The 18,989-nt window shown below is 59.5% G+C and carries 18 protein-coding genes and 1 pseudogene; 6 read left to right on the forward strand and 13 right to left on the reverse strand.

What is annotated here, in order from left to right:
• Nucleotides 1–6: 6 nt before the first annotated feature.
• Nucleotides 7–1,440, forward strand: coding sequence for a nodulation protein NodH (locus tag ACR3E0_RS01445; RefSeq protein ID WP_480475476.1), 1,434 nt, complete (start codon nucleotides 7–9; stop codon nucleotides 1,438–1,440).
• Between the two features lie 7 nt (nucleotides 1,441–1,447).
• Here the strand turns inward: ACR3E0_RS01445 and ACR3E0_RS01450 are convergent, their stop codons facing one another.
• From ACR3E0_RS01450 to hslO, 8 genes are all read right to left on the reverse strand, one after another.
• Nucleotides 1,448–1,966 (reverse strand): L,D-transpeptidase family protein, encoded by a 519-nt coding sequence (locus ACR3E0_RS01450; RefSeq protein WP_480475478.1) that lies wholly within the window; start codon nucleotides 1,964–1,966, stop codon nucleotides 1,448–1,450.
• A gap of 60 nt (nucleotides 1,967–2,026) precedes the next feature.
• The gene (locus ACR3E0_RS01455) at nucleotides 2,027–2,812 is read right to left on the reverse strand and encodes an ion transporter (protein WP_480475480.1); all 786 of its coding nucleotides are present in this window, start codon (nucleotides 2,810–2,812) and stop codon (nucleotides 2,027–2,029) included.
• Between the two features lie 20 nt (nucleotides 2,813–2,832).
• The gene (locus ACR3E0_RS01460; protein ID WP_480475482.1) at nucleotides 2,833–4,062 is read right to left on the reverse strand and encodes a class I SAM-dependent RNA methyltransferase; all 1,230 of its coding nucleotides are present in this window, start codon (nucleotides 4,060–4,062) and stop codon (nucleotides 2,833–2,835) included.
• Nucleotides 4,063–4,101: 39 nt separating this feature from the next.
• Complete coding sequence (locus tag ACR3E0_RS01465) at nucleotides 4,102–5,934, reverse strand: ABC transporter ATP-binding protein (protein ID WP_480475484.1); 1,833 nt, start codon at nucleotides 5,932–5,934, stop codon at nucleotides 4,102–4,104.
• Nucleotides 5,931–7,769: an ABC transporter ATP-binding protein gene (locus ACR3E0_RS01470; RefSeq protein ID WP_480475486.1), complete on the reverse strand. Its 1,839-nt coding sequence runs from the start codon at nucleotides 7,767–7,769 to the stop codon at nucleotides 5,931–5,933. The genes ACR3E0_RS01465 and ACR3E0_RS01470 overlap by 4 nt, the downstream gene beginning before the upstream one ends.
• 197 nt (nucleotides 7,770–7,966) lie before the next feature.
• Complete coding sequence (locus ACR3E0_RS01475; RefSeq protein WP_480475488.1) at nucleotides 7,967–9,121, reverse strand: CCA tRNA nucleotidyltransferase; 1,155 nt, start codon at nucleotides 9,119–9,121, stop codon at nucleotides 7,967–7,969.
• On the reverse strand, nucleotides 9,118–9,732 hold the full coding sequence (locus ACR3E0_RS01480; RefSeq protein WP_480475490.1) for a CoA pyrophosphatase: 615 nt from the start codon (nucleotides 9,730–9,732) through the stop codon (nucleotides 9,118–9,120). Before ACR3E0_RS01480 ends, ACR3E0_RS01475 begins: the two co-directional genes overlap by 4 nt.
• The gene (gene hslO / locus ACR3E0_RS01485) at nucleotides 9,707–10,693 is read right to left on the reverse strand and encodes an Hsp33 family molecular chaperone HslO (protein ID WP_480475492.1); all 987 of its coding nucleotides are present in this window, start codon (nucleotides 10,691–10,693) and stop codon (nucleotides 9,707–9,709) included. The genes ACR3E0_RS01480 and hslO overlap by 26 nt, the downstream gene beginning before the upstream one ends.
• A gap of 76 nt (nucleotides 10,694–10,769) precedes the next feature.
• Here hslO and ACR3E0_RS01490 point away from each other — a divergent pair, with 76 nt between their 5' ends.
• Entirely contained in the window at nucleotides 10,770–11,213 is a 444-nt protein-coding gene (locus ACR3E0_RS01490) for an NUDIX hydrolase (RefSeq protein ID WP_480475494.1), read from the forward strand.
• Here ACR3E0_RS01490 and ACR3E0_RS01495 read toward each other — a convergent pair.
• Nucleotides 11,210–12,481, reverse strand: coding sequence for a PP2C family protein-serine/threonine phosphatase (locus ACR3E0_RS01495; protein ID WP_480475496.1), 1,272 nt, complete (start codon nucleotides 12,479–12,481; stop codon nucleotides 11,210–11,212). The two genes, ACR3E0_RS01490 and ACR3E0_RS01495, sit on opposite strands and share 4 nt — an antisense overlap.
• 168 nt (nucleotides 12,482–12,649) lie before the next feature.
• On the opposite strand from ACR3E0_RS01495, the gene ACR3E0_RS01500 reads away from it, so the two are divergent.
• On the forward strand, nucleotides 12,650–12,979 hold the full coding sequence (locus ACR3E0_RS01500) for an Hpt domain-containing protein (RefSeq protein ID WP_480475498.1): 330 nt from the start codon (nucleotides 12,650–12,652) through the stop codon (nucleotides 12,977–12,979).
• A 1-nt stretch (nucleotide 12,980) separates the two neighbouring features.
• Here ACR3E0_RS01500 and ilvA read toward each other — a convergent pair whose 3' ends face one another.
• Together ilvA and ACR3E0_RS01510 are read right to left on the reverse strand one after the other, a co-directional pair.
• Nucleotides 12,981–14,207 carry a threonine ammonia-lyase IlvA gene (gene ilvA / locus ACR3E0_RS01505; RefSeq protein WP_480475500.1) on the reverse strand — a complete coding sequence of 409 codons (1,227 nt, stop codon included), beginning with the start codon at nucleotides 14,205–14,207 and terminating at the stop codon, nucleotides 12,981–12,983.
• Nucleotides 14,208–14,265: 58 nt separating this feature from the next.
• Nucleotides 14,266–15,012 carry a hypothetical protein gene (locus ACR3E0_RS01510; RefSeq protein ID WP_480475502.1) on the reverse strand — a complete coding sequence of 249 codons (747 nt, stop codon included), beginning with the start codon at nucleotides 15,010–15,012 and terminating at the stop codon, nucleotides 14,266–14,268.
• 162 nt (nucleotides 15,013–15,174) lie between these two features.
• Between ACR3E0_RS01510 and ACR3E0_RS01515 the strand changes: the two genes are divergently transcribed.
• The 3 genes and pseudogenes from ACR3E0_RS01515 to ACR3E0_RS01525 all read left to right on the forward strand — a co-directional run.
• Complete coding sequence (locus ACR3E0_RS01515) at nucleotides 15,175–16,401, forward strand: argininosuccinate synthase (RefSeq protein WP_480475504.1); 1,227 nt, start codon at nucleotides 15,175–15,177, stop codon at nucleotides 16,399–16,401.
• 32 nt (nucleotides 16,402–16,433) lie between these two features.
• On the forward strand, nucleotides 16,434–16,838 hold the full coding sequence (locus tag ACR3E0_RS01520) for a DUF1810 domain-containing protein (protein ID WP_480480912.1): 405 nt from the start codon (nucleotides 16,434–16,436) through the stop codon (nucleotides 16,836–16,838).
• Between the two features lie 76 nt (nucleotides 16,839–16,914).
• Nucleotides 16,915–17,199 (forward strand): annotated as a pseudogene (locus tag ACR3E0_RS01525) (SCP2 sterol-binding domain-containing protein); the annotation flags it as partial.
• A 2-nt stretch (nucleotides 17,200–17,201) separates the two neighbouring features.
• Here the strand turns inward: ACR3E0_RS01525 and ACR3E0_RS01530 are convergent.
• Together ACR3E0_RS01530 and ACR3E0_RS01535 are read right to left on the reverse strand one after the other, a co-directional pair.
• A complete protein-coding gene (locus ACR3E0_RS01530) occupies nucleotides 17,202–18,128 on the reverse strand; it encodes a 3-hydroxyacyl-CoA dehydrogenase NAD-binding domain-containing protein (protein ID WP_480475506.1) in 927 nt (308 codons plus the stop codon).
• A complete protein-coding gene (locus ACR3E0_RS01535) occupies nucleotides 18,128–18,868 on the reverse strand; it encodes an SDR family NAD(P)-dependent oxidoreductase (RefSeq protein WP_480475508.1) in 741 nt (246 codons plus the stop codon). Before ACR3E0_RS01535 ends, ACR3E0_RS01530 begins: the two co-directional genes overlap by 1 nt.
• Between the last annotated feature and the right edge of the window lie 121 nt (nucleotides 18,869–18,989).

An 18,989-nucleotide genomic window follows, 5' to 3' on the forward strand; every position in this document is an offset into this window, starting at 1 on the left:
GTACGCATGTCTGCGAAGTTCGACTATTTCATCATTCTGGCCGCCATGCGCACCGGTTCGAACCTGCTGGAGGCAAACCTGAATGCGCTTGACGGCGTCACCTGCCATGGCGAGGCCTTCAATGCGCATTTTATCGGCCGCTTGAAGTCCGACAACCTGCTGGGGGTTTCGCTGGAGGCGCGCGATGACGATCCCACCCGTCTTGTAAAAGCCATTCGATCCGATCCAGAGGGCTTGGGTGGTTTCCGGTACTTTAGAGATCATGACCCTCGCGTGCTGGTACCGGCCCTGAACGACCCCCGCTGCGCCAAGATCATTCTGACGCGCAATCCGCTGGACAGCTACCTGTCTCTCAAGATCGCGCGCAAGACCAAACAATGGCAACTGAAGAACATCAAACGCCGCCTTGACGCGCAGGTGGAGTTTCGTGCGCAAGAGTTCTTTGAATATGTTGAGCAGTTGCAGGACTACCACCAGTTTTTGCTTAGCCATCTGCAGACATCCGGACAGACACCATTCTTCATCGGCTATGACGACCTGAGCCAGTTGGACATCCTGAACGGTCTCGCGGCCTGGTTGGGGATCGAGGCACGGCTGACCCGTCTGGACGATACATTGAAGCCGCAGAACCCGTCCGCACCGTTGTCCAAGGTGACCAATCCCGATGAATTGGCGCGGGCCCTGTCCGAAATGGATGCTTTGAACCTGCACCGGATGCCGAGTTACGAGCCGCGACGCGGTCCGGCGGTCGGCAATTATGTCGCCGCCCCTGCAACGCCCTTGATGTATCTGCCCTTGCGCAGCGGGATTGAACCGCTGGTGAGCCAATGGTTGGCGGATCTGGATTCTGTCAAAATCGACGGGCTGATCACGGATCAAAACCGGAAACAGGTGCGGGACTGGATGCAGTCACACCCGGGCCATCGCAAGTTCACCGTTCTGCGCCACCCTTTGGCCCGCGCCCATACCGCGTTTTGTGCGCGCATCCTGAACAAGGGCCCCGACAGCTATCAGGTGATCCGGCACACATTGCGCAATCGGTTCAAATTGCCGATCCCCGGACAGGTGCGGGACAATAACTACGCCCTGGAACAGCATTACGACGCTTTCGCGGCATTCCTGACATTCTTGCGCCAGAACCTGAACGGACAGACGCCGATCCGGGTGGACGGAACGTGGTGCAGCCAATCGCAGGCGCTCGATGGAGTGTCCGGATTTGCGGCACCCGATCTGATTCTGCGGGAGGAAGAGTTGGCGACAGCGCTGCCCGATCTGGCGCGCCGATTTGGGCACACGACCCCGCCGCAGCCGGGCACGCACATACCGGATGCACCATTCACGCTGGATCAGATTTATGACACACGCCTCGAGGCGCTGGCGACTGAGGCCTACCCGCGGGACTACATGCAGTTTGGGTTCGGCAACTGGGCGCCGGTCTAGCGCCGCGTCAGGGACGCAGGGTGATCAGCGTGCCCCGGTTCACCATCGCGTAGATTTCTTCCATCTCGTCGTTCTTGACGGCGATGCAGCCCGCGGTCCAGTCCGGCGTCTTTTTCGCGCGCTTGTATTCCGACCGCAGATTGGGCTGACCGTGAATGAAGATGTCGCCACCGGGATCGACACCTGCCGCCTTGGCCTGAGCGACGTCCTGCGAGTTGGGATAAGAAATCCCCAGTGACAGGTGGTAGCTGCTGCGCGGGTTGCGGCGGTCGATCAGATAGGTGCCTTCGGGCGTGCGACCGTCGCCCTTTCGGGTCTTGGTCCCGTTCGGAGCAAATCCCAGATCGACCTCGTATTCCCGAAGGATCTTTTCATTGTGTAAAAGGTAGAGTTTCCGCGCGCCCTTGTTGACCACCAAAGAGGTCACTTCGGGTCCGTTGTAGGTCAGAAATTTTGGGCTGGCTGAGGCACAAGCCGAAAGGCTCAGCGTTGCCATTGCCCCCAATCCAAATGCTCGACGATCCATGTTTTCACTGCCTGCTGCTTTTTTTGGGAATCATTATGCCAAAAAAACAATAAACTGAAATCACTTTTTGATGTTCGACTGCTCAATTAAGTGGCGTTCGATGGTTTCCAGCCGCTCGAGCACCTGATCGCGATAAGCATCGGTTTTCACTTCGTCCTCGGCGTGATGCGCGTCCTGCATCGAATTCACGATCAGACCCACAAGCAGGTTCACCACCGCAAACGTCGTGACCATGATGAAGGGCACAAAGAACATCCAGGCATAAGGGTAGACATCCATCACCGGCCGGACGATCCCCATGGACCAGCTTTCCAGCGTCATGATCTGGAACAGGGTATAGGCCGATAGGCCCAGATCCCCGAACCACTCGGGGAAGGATTGTGAGAACAGTTTGGTCGCGATCACGGCGCCGATGTAAAACAGGATCGCCATCAGCAGGAACACACTGGCCATGCCCGGTACCGCCGAGATAAAGCCTTCGACCACGCGGCGCAGCCTCGGTGCAACGGAAATGACCCGCAACACCCGCAGGATTCGCAGCGCCCGCAGCACCGACAGACCCCCGCCGCCCGGGATCAGAGCGATACCAACGATCACAAAATCAAAGATGTTCCAGCCACTTGTGAAAAACCTGCGCCCCGTGGCGATCAGTTTTGAACCGATTTCAGCGACGAATATTGCCAGACAGACCCGATCTAGAAACACGATCAGTGGCCCGGCCCGATCCATCAGCGTCGGTGACGTCTCCATGCCCAACAACACGGCGTTGAAAATGATGACACCGGTGATGAAGCGGCCAAAAGCCGGAGCCTCGATAACGGTCAGCAAGCGCTGTCTGAACCCCATTCTGCCTGTCTCCTGTCTGCTCAAGATGCGGGGTTCAGCACAAACCGCGCCGCAAGTTCCGTATGTGACGACCATCGAAATTGGTCAACGACCTGTACCCATTCAAGGGTGTAACCCGCGTTAACAATGGTTTTTGCGTCGCGCGCGAAGGTCACCGGGTTGCACGAAACATAGGCAATGACCGGTCTTGTGGCCTGAATCAGCTCTGCCACCTGCGCCTCGGCCCCCGCGCGCGGCGGGTCCAGAACGACGGCATCGTATTTGGTCAGTTCATCTGGCATCATTGGGCGTCGAAACAGGTCGCGCGCCTCGGTCGTGACCTGTTTCAGCCCTTGTGCCTTGCGCCAGCCCTGATCCAACGCCTTTGTCATCGCGGCGTCGCCTTCAACCGCGTGCACTTCGGCGATTTGTGCCAGTGGCAAGGAAAACGTCCCACAGCCGGCAAACAGATCAACGATACGCTTGGCACCCCGCGTTGCTTCGAGAACGGCCTGTGTTAAAGCCTGTTCTCCGTCCTTGGTGGCTTGCAAAAACGCACCCGGCGGGGGCATGACATCGGCAGGGCCAAAGCGTTGAACCGGCGGGTGTCGCATGGCAATGACCTCGTCGTCCCAGCTGAGGCGGGCCAGCAGGTGTTTCTCGGTTGCCTGCGCCAGCGCCAGTTCCAGCGGGCCATCCAACGGCTTGCCGCCGTTCACCGCAACGTCCAGACCGACCTCGGACAGGGTCAGGGTGACGGCCAGAATACCTTTGCGGCTGCCGCCCAGAATCGCCAGCTCTTTGGCCAGGGGAATCGCGGAGATCAGTTCGGGGTCCAGCAAATGACAGTCCGGGATCTCGGTGATCGTCTCCGATGCGCGGGCGTGGAACCCGGCCAGGGCGCCTTTTTTGGTGCGGCGCACGGTGATCGTGGCGCGGCGTCGGGACCGTTCCGGCGATGTGTGAATTGGCCGCATCGGGGCCTCGAGCCCTTGCGCAGCCAGCGCATTCCGAACCACATCCACCTTCCAACCGGCGACAAATTCATCTGACGCGTGCTGCAATTGACAGCCCCCGCATGCCTTATAGTGGCGGCACGGGGCCTGCACGCGGCTGTCCGAAGGCGTCTCGATACGGATATCCTGCAGAAATTGACCGAGCAGCGTCCCGGTGACCACTTCACCCGGCAGAGTGCGTGGCGCATAGACCGGTCCATCTGCGATACCGTCGCCCTGATGCCCAAGCCGGTTAATGGTGAATTGCTGCGTCATGGAGGCCTGATACCGGGGGTTCGTGTGCAACAAAACCCCTTATTCGGCGGCTTCGGCCTGAATGAACCCGCCGGACTGGCGATGCCAGAACCTTGCATACAGCCCGCCCTTTTCAAGCAGGACATCATGGGTTCCGCTTTCCACGACACGCCCGTGATCCAGAACGACGATGCGGTCCATCTCGCTGAGGGTCGACAGACGGTGTGCGATGGCCAGAACGGTCTTGCCCTGCATGACCCGGTGCAGCGCAGTCTGAATCGACGCCTCGACCTCAGAGTCCAGCGCCGAGGTCGCTTCGTCCAAAACCAGGATCGGGGCGTCTTTGAGGATGGCGCGTGCCAAGGCAATCCGCTGGCGCTGGCCGCCGCTAAGCTTTACGCCGCGTTCACCCAGATGGGCGTCATACCCTTTGCGCCCCTGCGCGTCTTGAAGACCCAGTATGAAGTCATGCGCTTCGGCCTTTTTCGCAGCCTGGATCAGCTCTTCTTCGGTTGCATCAGGGCGACCGTACAGGATGTTCTCGCGAGCCGAGCGATTGAACATCGCGGTTTCCTGCGTGACCATTCCGATCTGGCGGCGCAGGCTGTCCTGAGTGACCTGCGACACGTCCTGCCCATCGATGCGAATGGACCCACTTTCCCCGTCATAGAGCCGCAGCAGCAAGGACACCAAGGTTGATTTCCCGGCCCCGGATGCGCCGACAATGCCCAGTTTTTCACCGGGCTGCACGTTCAGATGAATCTCTGTCACGCCACCAATGTCGCGCCCATAGGCAAAGCTGACCGCGTCAAACGTGATGCCACCCTTCACCACATTCAGATCTACGGCCCGTGCTGCATCCTCGACGCGATCCCGTTTAGCCAGCGTCTTCATTCCGTTCTCAATCTCGCCCACATTCGCGTAGAGGCCCATCAGCGTGAAACTGACCCAGCCGGTCATCTGCGCAATGCGGATCGACACAGCGCCCGCCGCAACAATATCTCCAGCGGTCGCCATACCGAATTGCCAGAGCCACAGCGTCGCGCCCAACAGCAGCACGGGCAAAATACCGGCCAGCGTCATCAGGATGAACCGGAAACTGGCGGAGAGCTTGCCGAAATCCAGTGACCTCTCACGCAATTCGACCATCGAGTCCCGCGCGGCCTGATCCTCGAACGCCGAATGGGCAAACAGCTTGACCGTCTTGATATTGGTGATCGTGTCGACCACCTGCCCTGACACCATCGCCCGCGCCCCGGCCCGCGCGGCGGAGCGCACACGGATGCGTGGCAGATACCAGCGGACCAGCAGGAAATAGACCACCAACCAGGCCGCAAAAGGCAGCATCACCAGCGGGTGAATGGACCCTAACAACAGCAAAGACCCCGCCAAAGACGCCAATGCAAATACGATGGCACTGATCGTTTCCGACACGACCGAGGCCATCGCGTTCGATGTTTGCATCTGCTTCTGTGCAATGCGTCCCGCGAAGTCATCATCGAAATAGGTCACCGACTGGCCCAGCGTCCACCGGTTCAGCTTGGCCAGAACCAAGGGCGTGATATTGGGCATCACGATGTAATTGTTCGACACCGAAGACAGGCCGAACAGGATCGGGCGCAGCAGCATAAAAAAGGCCACTGCCCCAAGGATCATCCACATATTGGCGGCGGTCAGGAAATTCTCGGGCCCGCTGGACGTTGCCACGTCGATCACGCGGCCCAGAATCCACGCGGTGCCAGCCTCCATCGCGCCCGCGATTGCCGAAAAGAACGCGGCGACAAACAGCATTGGCCACGCGCCGGACAGGCTCCAGCGAATAAACGCCCCCAACGTCTGTGGTGGGGGCGTTTCGATGTTCTTGAACGGGTTTATGAGGTCGGCAACCCTCATTCAGCGGCCTCCGGGTTCATGAAGCCGCCAGATTGCCGCGCCCAGAACTGAGCGTAAAGACCACCCTGCGCCAGCAGCTCGGAATGTGCGCCTTCTTCCACGATGCGCCCGGCATCCATCACCAGAATCCGGTCCATCTGAGCGATCGTGCTCAGCCGGTGGGCAATGGCGATGACAGTCTTGCCTTGCATCATGCCGTAAAGGGTCTCCTGAATCGACGCTTCAACCTCGGAATCTAGGGCGGATGTCGCCTCGTCCAACAAAAGGATTGGCGCGTCCTTCAGGATTACCCGCGCCAGCGTCACCCGCTGCCGCTGACCGCCACTGAGCTTCACACCACGCTCGCCCACATGCGCATCATAGCCGGTGCGCCCCTGCGGGTCCTGCAGGTCGAGAATGAACTCATGCGCTTCAGCCTGTTTGGCGGCGGCGATCATCTGCTCTTCGGTGGCGTCGGGCCGACCATACAGAATGTTGTCGCGAACCGACCGGTGCAGCAAAGCGCTGTCCTGCTGAACCATGCCGATATGGCCGCGCAAGCTGTCCTGCGTCACGCCTGAGATGTCCTGACCATCGATCAGAATCGCACCGCGCTCCACGTCATAAAACCGCAACAACAGCTTGACCAGGGTTGATTTCCCTGCACCGGACCGTCCGATCAGACCGATCTTTTCGCCGGGCTGAATGGTCATGTTGACGCGGTCCAGACCACCGGCATCCCGACCGTAGTGGTGCGACAGATCCCGGACCTGAATCTCGCCGGTTGTCAGGTGCAGCGGTTTGGCCCCGGCAGCATCCAGCAGATCAATGGGCTGCGCGATGGTCTCCATCCCTTCGGCAACGATGCCGAGTTGACGGAAGAAACTGGTCAGCGCCCACATGATCCACCCGGTCATGGCGTTCAGCCGCAGGGTCAGGGCGGTTGCGGCGGCAACAACGCCCACCGACGCGCCACCCTGCATCCATAGGTATATGGCCCAACCGACAACACCAACGATCAACAGGCCGTTCAAAGTCACCAGAACGGCGTCCATGATGGTGAAAATCCGCATCTCTACCTGGAACGTTCGGCGCGTTTCCTCAATCGCTTCGCGGGCATAATCCAGTTCCTGCGAGTCATGGGCAAACATCTTGACCGAATGGATATTGGTATAGCTGTCCACCACCCGCCCGGTAACGGTCGAACGGGCGTCCGAGGCCGCCTTGGAGGCCGGTCCGACACGCCGGACCGTCCAGCGCACCAGCAGAGCATAGAGCGCAAACCAGATCACCAGCGGGATCAGCAGGCGTGGATCTGCGACATACAAAAGGATCGCCGCGCCGATGAGATAGGCCAGCGAGAAGGAAATCGCATCAAAGACCTGAAACACCACTTCGCCTGCAGCGGGCGGTGTCTGCATGATCCTGTTTGCGATCCGTCCGGCAAAATCGTTCTCGAACCAGCCAACGGACTGACGCAAAACATGCTTATGGGCACGCCATCGGATCAGCGTGCCAAAGTTCGGCAGGATCGTGTTGTTTAACAGCAGCACGTCGACAAGATGCAGGATGGGCCGCAACAGCATAATGAACGCGGCCATCAACAGCAGTTCGGTGCCGTGATCCTGCCAGACCTCGGTGGGCGAGCCGCCCAACAGGTCGACAACACGCCCCATGTAATAGATCAGACCGATCTCGACGCCGGCAACGATGACGGAAACAAGCGCGGTCCAAAAAAACACCCGCTTGAAAGGCTGCGAGTAGTCCAGCATGAACGGCCACAGCCGTGTCGGCGGCTTGTCGGATTCCTTGTAGGCGACAAAGGGGTCAACGAGGTTTTCGAAATAGCGAAACATGGAGGATGCTCCAATTGAGCAAGAAAAACAGGGCGTGCGAAGAAAGATGGCGCCAGAACACCACCCCTACGGGTCGAGCGTTCCGGCTTTAGCCGAACCAGATCCCGTAGTACATTCGCATGCCTCCCTCCAATTCAAGTGACAGGCGCAAGTAATCACAAACGAATTTGTTTGTCATCCCCTTTTGAGACTTCGTTTCAACCGGTCAGCAAATCTTTGCGGGTCAGCTGAAACCCCGAGGCGATCCAGCGCGCCTCAAGCTCTGCCAGTTTCCTTCCCAGCGCAGGGCCGGTGAACTCCGGGATCAGGTCGGTCGCCTTTATTGGGAAGCGCGCCTCGGCACCCGAATGCAGGGCCGTGCGCAAGTCCTCGGACCACGGTTGTTCGAAAAGGGCGCACCGCAACAGGGTTTCATGCAGCCCGCCTTCGTCGCCGTACCTGTAGCCCAACTCAGCCACGCTGGTGGAGGCCGAGGCCTCGTCCCGCATGCGGGTCAGACGTTGCAGCTGCGCCCGGCTCAGCCGCAGGGTCGCGGCGTCTTGCGGGGTTGCAATTGATGCCAACCGGCGCACCGGGTCGGGCGCGGCATCTGCCGCCTGTTCAATGGCCACCAAAGGCGCCAGCGCCCGGTCATCCGCGCCGGGAAGAACCTGCGCCATTACCCCGGTGTTGCGCATCGCGGCGACAGAAGGCGCCGGGTCAGGCGCCCCGAGCAGCTTCAGCAGTTCGGCCCCCACGCGTTCGCGGGACAAAGCCGATAGCCCGTCAAGATTTGACGCGATCGCCGCAAGAGCCTCGGCATCGAACCCGTTGCCAGCGTCCCCGTACCAGGCGTGAAACCGGAAATACCGCAGCGAGCGCAGGTAGTCTTCGCGAATGCGATGCGCGGCTGTGCCGATGAACCGCACGCGGCGCGCCTGGAGGTCGGGCAACCCGCCAAGCGGGTCCAGTATGGTTCCGTCAGGCCGCGCATAGATCGCGTTCATGGTGAAATCCCGGCGCGCGGCGTCTTCTTGCACAGTGTCGGCATAAGCGACGACCGCGCGGCGGCCATCCGTTTCCACATCGCGGCGGAAGGTGGTTATCTCGTGCGGGATACCGCCACTGACCACCGTGACGGTGCCATGGTCGATGCCCGTGGGTATCGCCTTGAGGCCTGCCTTTTGGGCCAGCTCGACCACCTGTTCCGGCCGGGCGTCCGTCGCAATGTCAATATCAGAGACCGGTGCACCAAGCAGCGCATTGCGGACGCACCCGCCGACGAACAATGCTTTCGCACCGGACGTTTTCAGGGCCGAGCACACGTGTTGGGTCGCTGGTTCAGAAACCCAGGCCTCTTCGATCCGCTTCATTCATTCACCCGTGCCGCTAGCCCCCGCAAAATGCGGGCAGTTGCGCCCCAGATGTAATAGGGGCCGAATGGCACTGTGAAGTATTTTCGTCGCTGGCCGCGCCACCGGCGCGACTCGATGAGGTAATTGGCGGGATTCAGAACATGCGACAGAGGAACGGAAAACACCTCATCCACCTCTCCGGGTTCCGGAATTGCCTCGAAGCTTTCGCGCAGGATTGCCACCACCGGGGTCACCGAGAACGAAGTCACCGTCTCATGGGTCGGCAGGAATCCCAGAATCTCGGGCATTTCGATGGGCAAGCCAATCTCTTCACGGGCTTCGCGCAAGGCCGCCGCCGTGACATTCGCATCGCCGTCATCTTGCTTGCCGCCGGGAAAGGCGATCTGACCAGGGTGGTGTTTCAGGGCCGATGACCGCTTGGTCAGGATCAGACGTGGCGCGCCACCGACGACCGAGATGGGCACCAGAACGCCAGCCGGGCGCAATTTGCGCCCGGGCGGCAGGACGGTTTCCGGATTCAGGTCAAAGTCGCTCGACCCGTGACCGGGGCGGCCCAGCGCCGCCCGGATCTGTTCGGTGGGATCATGCACCCTTGGCGCCTTCGGCATCAAAGCCGACCGTCGCGGGATCCAGCACATAATGCGCCCCGCAGAACTGGCAATCAGCCGTTACATTGCCCTCGGGCGTGGTCATCTTTTCGATGTCCTTGGCCGAATAGATCGACAGGCTCTGGCGCACGCGATCTTCGGAGCAGGTGCAGCCGAACTGGACGGCCTGCGCGTCATAGACACGTGGCTGTTCCTCGTGGAACAGGCGGATCAACAGGTCGGTCGGCGCAATCGACGGTCCGATCAGTTCCAGATCCTCGACCGTGTCCAACAGGATGTTGACCCGGCCCCAGTTTTCGCCTTCGACCCCGTCGACCAGATCATCAGCAGACAGGATGTCACCGCTGCCTTCACCCGACGCCACAAAAGGCGACGCTTTTGGCATATGCTGCAGCATGATGCCGCCAGCGCGCCAGTGCTCATCAACGCCCGGTTCTGTCGATTTGCCAAAGCTCAGCGAAAACCGGGTCGGCAACTGCTCGGACTGCGCAAAATACGCTTCGGCACAAGCGCGAAGCGATCCACCCGCCAGCGGCGTGATCCCCTGATACGGTTGCGTGTTTTCGCCCTGATCGATCATGATGGCAAAGTATCCCTCTCCCACCTGATCAAAGGGCGCACCCTCACGCAACCGGTCCCGGTCGAAACTGGCATAGGCCCTGATTCTGGCCGGTTCGCCCTCGGTTTGTGGCGCGTAGTAGTCGGTTGCAATCATCCGAACCGCACCCTTGGACTGCACCTGCAGTGACAGTTTCCAGCGCAGCGCAACGGTCTGGCCGATCAACGCGGTCAGCAGGGCCATCTCTGCCACCAACGCCTCGACCTGTTCGGGATAGTCGTGCTGTTTCAGGATACCATCCAGCACGCCGTCCAGACGGGCCACGCGGCCGCGCATGTCCGATACATCAAGCTGAAAGGGCAGGACGGTATCGTCCCACGCGATTTTAGTTCCAAGAGACATGGGGTTTCCTTACACGCCACGGGTTGGCATACCGCCACCATATAGGTCGAACAAAATGGGTTGAAAGGGGCCATACATGATCAGACGGTTCGGTGAAACCCCGCAGCCCGGACGAAAATACACGCGGCGGGTTGGCGTTTATGCCCTGCTGCCCCGCCGCAGGCATCTGTTGCTGACCTGCCAGACCGAACCCGGACCGGATCTGCAATTGCCCGGCGGCGGGATCGACTCCGGCGAATCGCCGATCACGGCCCTGCATCGCGAAGTGTACGAAGAAACCGGGTGGACCATTTCCGATCCACGGCGCATCGGCGCCTTTCGTCGATTCACATATATGCCGGAATACGACCTCTGGGCCGAAAAGATGTGCCTGATCTATCGCGCGCGGCCCGTCCGGCGTATGGGCCCGCCTACAGAAGCGTTTCACGAGGCCCTCTGGATGGACACATCGGACGCGGTCGAATTGCTGGGCAATGACGGCGACCGTCATTTTGCCAGCCTGCATCTTGGCGACCTTTAGGGCCCGTTATACTCAAAGAAAACGGCTGAAACGTCATCTTCCATCGCGGCATCGGGCGACATGACCTGCGTGAGTCGCCAGAACATATCGTCCAGAAATTCAGGCCCGCCCCGGTCTACAATGCACTCCTGAGCCATCCGCAACAAGCCGTCCTCATCCAACAGCCCGCCTTCGGCGAGGCGGCATTCCGTAAAGCCATCGGAATACAGCAACAGCTTGTCGCCCGGGTTCAGATACGTTTCGAATTGATGAAAGGACGCGTTGGACAACAACCCAACGGGCAGACCCCCGCCCCCCAGAAACTCGGTGCTGCCATCCTGGCGCATCAACAGGGGGTGCGGGTGCCCGGCCTGTACCATCTTGAGGTGTCCATAGCGCAGGTCGATGATGGCATAAACCATCGTAAAGTACTCTTCGACCCCGGCATCTGCGATCAGGCGCGAGTTGAGCGTCCCGGCAACCTCCTCGGGCGGCAACAGGGCGTAAAACTTGTCAAATCGCCGCTCCATCGCGACGTTCTGGTCAAAGTGAGTGCTGGACAGATAGCCGCCCAGTCGCGCCGTCATCATGGCCGAGGTAATCCCGTGCCCCGACACATCAATGCTGTAAAACCCTAACCGATTAATGCCGGGCGAAAACACACCCACCAGATCGCCGCCAATGTGACCGCATGGTTTCAGCAACAGGCTGACACGCGAGTTTCCGAACTTTCGTGTCAGTTCGGGCACGAGCGACTCCTGAATTTTTCGCGCCTGCATCAAGTCCTTGTCGATAGCGTCGTGCACAAGTTTCAGTTCTTCCAACGCGGATTCGATCATCCGGTTCTTCTTTGACAGTTCGCGCTGCATATCCAGAATACGAGCCCCGGCCGAAATGCGCGCGCGCAGCTCATCCGCTTCCAGAGGCTTGATCAGGAAATCGTCAGCCCCGGCATCCAACCCCCGCGCAACCTCCTGCTTTTCGCTCTTGGATGTGAGCAGTATGAAATAGCTGTAGTGTTCGGTGTCCATCGCGCGAAAAGCGCGGCAGAACTCCAGCCCGCTCATCCCCGGCATCACCCAATCGCTGAGCACCAGATCGGGTGATTGATCGGCGCACATCGCGATGGCCGCGTCACCGCTGTCGGCCTCAAGAACCTCGAACCCCCATTTTTTGAACGAGGCGGCCAGAATGCGCCGCTGCAGACGGCTGTCATCGACCACCAGCACCCTTCGGATCGCACCAAAATCCAGCCCGGACCCGGCTTCCTGTTGAGTGGCTTCTGACACGCTGCAATCCCTGATCTGTGGCATCTCCCGCACGGACCAACCCTAGCGCCGTTGGATTTAACATCCGGTGAAGCCGTAAGGCCCGCGCCATCCCTTTTCGGGTTAACCGCCTGTTTACAGGAAACGCGGTACCAAAAGGTACACGCGGTCCGAAGCAGGAGGATGCGAATGATCCACTGGCCCCGAGTCAGGCAAGTGCGGGATGAGGTCGGCGCGGGTGAATTCGACGAGGTCGTCGAGATTTTTCTCGAAGAAGTGCAGGAGGCCATCGCACGCCTGCATTCGGACACCGCTCGAAAAGAGCTGGAACAGAACCTGCATTTTCTCAAAGGCAGCGCGCTAAGCCTGGGATTCGACCAGTTTTCCAAACTCTGTCAGGACGGTGAGCGCCGCGCTGCCGCAGGGCATGGAATGGACGTGGATTTGCCGGCGCTGCTGGCGGCGTTCGACGCGTCAAAAGCGGTTTTCGAGGCAGAGCTTGCGCAGAACCTGACCTGAGTCAGATCACAAACTGCGCAAGCGTTTCATCTTCGGTGATATCTGTATAGGTGAACCCGGCGTCATCCAGATGCGCAAACAGACGCATGAAATTTTCGGGTTTCCGGGTCTCGATTCCGATCAGAACCGAACCGAAATTGCGCGCTGATTTCTTCATGTATTCGAACCGGGCGATATCATCCTCGGGCCCCAGAATGTTCAGGAACTCTTTGAGGGCACCGGGGCGCTGCGGCAGGCGCAGGATAAAGTATTTCTTAACGCCAGAGTAGCGCTGTGCACGTTCCTTGACCTCGGGCAGGCGTTCAAAGTCGAAATTTCCCCCCGAGGTCACACAGACCACGGTCTTGCCGCGAATAAAGCTCTGAATGTCAGCGACGGCCTCAATCGCCAGCGCCCCTGCGGGCTCCAGAACGATGCCCTCGACATTCAGCATCTCGATCATCGTTGTGCAGATGCGATCCTCGGACAAAACCAGGACATCCGACAGGTGACGGTCCTTGAGCAACGCGAAGGGCCGGTCTCCGATCCGGCCCACCGCCGCGCCATCGACAAAGTTGTCGACCGAGTCCAGTGCCACCGGATGCCCCGCCGCCAGCGCGGCATGAAGGCAGGCGCCGCCCTTGGGCTCGACAAACAGGCAATGTGTGCGGTCACCAAACCATGTGGCCACACCCGAGGACATGCCGCCGCCGCCAACGGGCAGGACAACGTGATCGGGCACGCGGCCGAGTTGCGCCTCGATCTCAACTGCCAGAGAGGCCTGACCTTCGATCACATCCGCATCGTCAAACGGAGACAGAAAGTGCCCGCCCCGCTCGGCGCACCAGCTTTGGGCGGCGGCCAGCGTGTCATCGAAATAGTCGCCGGTCAGATGAACCTCGATATTGTCACCGCCGAAAATGCGGGTTTTCTGGATCTTTTGCTGCGGCGTTGTCACCGGCATGAAGATCACGCCCTTCACACCCAGATGCTTGCACATATAGGCCACGCCCTGCGCGTGATTGCCCGCGCTGGCGCAAACGAACAGATCCTGCCCTTGCTGTTTCCGCATGGCATTGAACGCGCCGCGGATTTTGTAGGATCGCACCGGGCTGAGGTCTTCGCGCTTGAGCCAGATATCCGCGCCATAGCGCTCGGACAGATGCGCATTCCGCTGCAGAGGTGTCGCCGGAAACACGGTGCGCATCGCCTGTTCGGCGGCACGGGCACAAGTCATGAAATCACTCATGTCGGTGTCACTGCCGCATCACTGCCGAAAGGGCAAGGAATACATATGTGTACGCGGATCAGGTCAGTTCGCGCTTTTCGACAAACACACCGTACATCGTGGTGAAAATGCTGACATTGATCATCGGAAGGATGAGCGTTCCAAAAAACACCGCCAGCAAAACCCCCAAGACCGGAATGATGGCAACTGCGGTAAAGACCAACTGCACAAGAACCTGAAACAGGAAGGCAACAAGCAGCAGCACAAGGATCGCACCGGACACACCGACAGTATTGGTCCACGCATCGCCCAGCGAGATCGGGTGCCCAACTGCGACGGCAGGCAGAATTATCGACAACCGATAAAAGCAGACAACCAGAAAGGCGGTATAGGCGATCAGCAGAATTACCGAGACGCCCGCAAGACCTTCGCCCAGACCGGCAAAAACGAGTCCCATCGGGACATAGGCGATCATCATCAAGACGCCCAGCAGCATGAAACGCCCGAAATAGCCCATGATCCTGTCGAACCGGAACGTTGGAAAAATTCCGGTAGGGTACTCTTCGAGCAAAATAAACCGATGCCAGGAGACTGCGATCCACGCCATAGTGATGAACATCACCACAATCAAACCCAAGACAAATACAAAAACTGACGCCGTTGTCACACCCGGTGGCAATTCTCCAGTGGACCCTTCGAAAGCGTCAAGCGGAATGCCCAGCGCCATGAACAGCCCAACGATGATAATCGTGGCAACCAGCGCAGGTCCGACCGTGATTTGAAGGACCTGCTTGAGGTTACCAAACACCATCCGAACTGAGTGCATGAAAATCTGCCAACCCAGCATGTCAAACTGCCCCTTCTTTCGTTCCTTGCTATCTTTCTATGCGTTTCACCCTAATTCACGCGTTGCGTCAATCCACATGAACTTGCCCCTGCTCACAAAACCCGCTAGGGGCCAGTCGTTCTACGCATAAAGGGAAGTCAGATGTCCGCGCCCAAGAAAGTTGTTCTGGCCTATTCCGGTGGCCTCGATACCTCGATCATCCTGAAATGGCTGCAGACCGAGTATGGCTGTGAGGTCGTGACCTTCACCGCCGATCTGGGTCAGGGTGAGGAGCTGGAGCCGGCGCGCAAGAAGGCCGAGCTGCTGGGGATCAAGCCCGAAAACATCTATATCGAGGATATCCGCGAGGAGTTCGTCCGCGACTTCGTCTTCCCGATGTTCCGCGCCAATGCGCAGTATGAGGGGCTGTACCTGCTGGGCACCTCGATCGCACGGCCGCTGATCTCGAAGCGTCTGGTCGAGATTGCCGAAGCCACCGGGGCCGATGCCGTGGCCCATGGCGCAACCGGCAAGGGCAACGATCAGGTGCGGTTCGAACTGGCCGCCTACGCGCTGAACCCCGACATCAAGGTGATCGCCCCGTGGCGGGAGTGGGACCTGACCAGCCGCACCAAGCTACTGGAATTTGCCGAGGCGAACCAGATCCCGATTGCCAAGGACAAACGTGGTGAGGCGCCTTTCTCGGTTGACGCAAACCTGCTGCACACCTCGTCCGAAGGCAAAGTTCTGGAAGACCCCGCCGATATGGCGCCCGATTATGTCTATCAGCGTACCGTCCACCCCGAGGACGCGCCGAACACTCCGGAATTCATCGAGATCGGCTTTGAAAAAGGCGACGCGGTCAGCATCAATGGCGAGGCTATGAGCCCCGCCACGATCCTAACCAAGCTGAACGAATATGGCGGCAAGCACGGCATTGGCCGTCTCGATCTGGTCGAAGGCCGGTTCGTCGGGATGAAATCACGCGGCATCTATGAAACGCCCGGAGGCACCATCCTGCTGGAAGCGCATCGTGGCATCGAATCCATCACCATGGACCGTGGCGCGATGCATCTGAAGGACCAACTGATGCCGCAATATGCCGAGCTGATCTATAACGGGTTCTGGTACTCGCCCGAGCGTGAGATGCTGCAGGCCGCGATCGACAAATCGCAAGAGCACGTCACCGGCACCGTTCGCGTGAAACTGTACAAAGGTCTGGCTTCGACGGTCGGTCGCTGGTCGGATCATTCGCTGTATTCCGAGGCGCATGTGACCTTTGAAGAAGATGCAGGTGCTTATGACCAGAAGGACGCGGCAGGATTCATCCAGTTGAACGCCCTGCGCCTGAAACTGCTGGCGGCACGCGACAAGCGTCTGGCCAAGTGATCGACGACGACGATACCGACAACGAGCTCGACATGTTCATCGAGGCGCAGGACACGGTCTGGACCGATGTCCTGCAAGAGTTGCGTCAGGGACAAAAGACAAGCCACTGGATGTGGTTTGTGTTTCCGCAACTGGCAGAGCTTGGCCGGTCCCACATGGCGCAGCTTTATGGAATTGAAGGGTTGGACGAAGCGGCAGCCTATCTGGATCACCCCGAACTGCGCCGTCGCCTGACGGAAACCGCCCGACTGATGCTTTTGCACAAGGGGCGCGACGCCAGTGATATCCTTGGTGGAATCGACGCCAAAAAACTGCGCTCTTCCATGACCTTGTTTTCGTCTGTATCGGATGCCCCACCCGAGTGTCAGGACGTGCTGGACGCGTTTTACGGAGGTCAGCCCTGTGAACGGACCGTACAGATACTACAGGCATCCTGATCACAAGTTCCAGCAGGGTCATCCTTGATCACCTGTCTCCCCACGCTTTACGCATTCAAAAACTGCGAAGGGACAACAGATGCTTCAGGACATCGCCGACGGGATACAAAAGGGACTGACTGGCAAGAGCTTTGACGGGTCCCTGAAATTCGATTGCGGGGCTGAGGGCGTGATTGTTCTGGCCGACAATCAGGCCTCGACGCAGGATCAGGAAACGGACTGCACGATCCGCATTTCGCAGGAAAACCTGACCAAGCTGCTGACCGGCAAGCTGAACCCGATGACGGGCGTGGCGCTGGGCAAGCTCAAGATCTCCGGCAATATGGGTGTCGCGATGAAGCTGGGGCAGCTTCTGGGCTGACGTCAGCGCAAATCCGAAATGGATTTCTGCATGGCGAGGATCAGCGCATCTCGCTGCTGTGACAGGTCTGCCAGGGTTTTGCCTCGGGCCTCATCTGCAACGCCATCCGCAAGCTGTTCTGCGATCTCTTTCGTCAGAGAGACCTTGCCCAGATCGTCCCACCACCCGTTGAACGTCTCCGCAAAATGGTCGCAGAAGGCTTTCAATCCGCCTTCACCCGCCCCGAGATTGAACAGCATGGTCGGGCCCATTGCCGCCCATCGGACGCCCGGTCCGGCCCAGACGGCTTTGTCCACATCCTCGACAGACGCAACACCCGAAACCACAAGATGGATTGCCTCGCGCCACAGCGCAGCCTGCAGTCGGTTGGCAACATGACCGGGTACCTCCTTGTTCACGCGAATCGTGGTCTTGCCGAGGCTTTCATAGAACCGCTGCGCCACGTCGACGACACCGTCTGCGGTTTTGGCATTGCCCATCACCTCAACCAACGGGATCAGATGCGGCGGGTTGAACGGATGGCCCAAAACAAACCGCGCCGGGTTGGACCAGCCGGGTTGCATCTGTCCCAGAGTCAGGCCCGAGGCCGAACTGGCAACGATGGTATTCGGTGACAGGACCGGTTCGATCTCGGCAAAAATCATGTGTTTGATCTGCAGCCGCTCGGGCACGTTTTCCTGCACGAATCCCGCGTCCTCGACCGCGCTGGCCGCGCTGGAGTGGAAGTGGATTGCATCCGGGTTGCCGTTTTCAGTCAGTCCCAGTGCCTCCATCACCGGCCAGGCCTCAGCAATATATGCCAGAACCCGATCCTTTACGCCAGGATCGGGATCAAACAGGGCCACAGACCGACCCGAGGCCAGAAACAATGCCGCCCAACTGGCACCGATCACGCCACCGCCCAGGCAGGCTGTGTGTCGAATGTCCATCAAAACAGCCCCGGATTGAGAGGCGAGGCCGCTGTCATGCCGCCATCCAATGTGAACATTTGGCCGGTCGCGAACCCGGCTTCGTCCGAAGCGAGCCAGACCGCCAGGCTTGCAATGTCTTCCGGCCGACCGAACCGGCGTGTGGCATGGCGGGCCAAAGCGTCCTGGCGTGCGGCTTGCGGATCGGTTGCCAAATCAAAACCCGCGTCCAGCATGCCGGTCTCGACCCATCCCGGACATATGGCGTTGCATCTGATCCCGGGTCCGTGATCGACCGCAATCGAGCGGGTCAACCCGTGCACAAAAGCCTTGGATGCATTGTAGAGCGCCATTGAAGGGTCCGCGACGTTCCCGGAAACAGAGCCGATGTTGATGATCGACCCTCCCTTGGGCATCCGGGGGATATAGGCCCGGCAAAGGTTGAACACGCCCCGGCAATTGGTGCCGATCACCGCGTCCCAGTCGTCTTCCGTGCTGTCGGTTATGGTCTTTTCAACCTGAACCCCGGCGTTGTTGACCAGGATATCCAGGCCGTCTGTCGATGCCGCCAACTCTTGGACTGCGGCGGCGTCCGTGACATCCAGCGTGTACCAGGTGATGTCTTCAGCCAACCCTTCAGGCCTGCCTCCGCGACCACATGTCGTGACCGCGGCGCCTTCGCGCATAAACGCTTGGACAATTCCGCGTCCGATCCCTTGCCGCCCGCCTGTAACCAGCGCCCGTTTTCCCGCCAGCCGCATCAGTGCGCCATCATCACATGTCGCACAAACGTGCGAAATTCCGATGCATGGGCCTGCAGATCAAAGCTGCAATTGCATTCAGATGGCCGGTGCGCTCGGCACGAGGTGGTCAGCGATGTCC

The organism is Ruegeria sp. AJ12 (assembly GCF_056536245.1).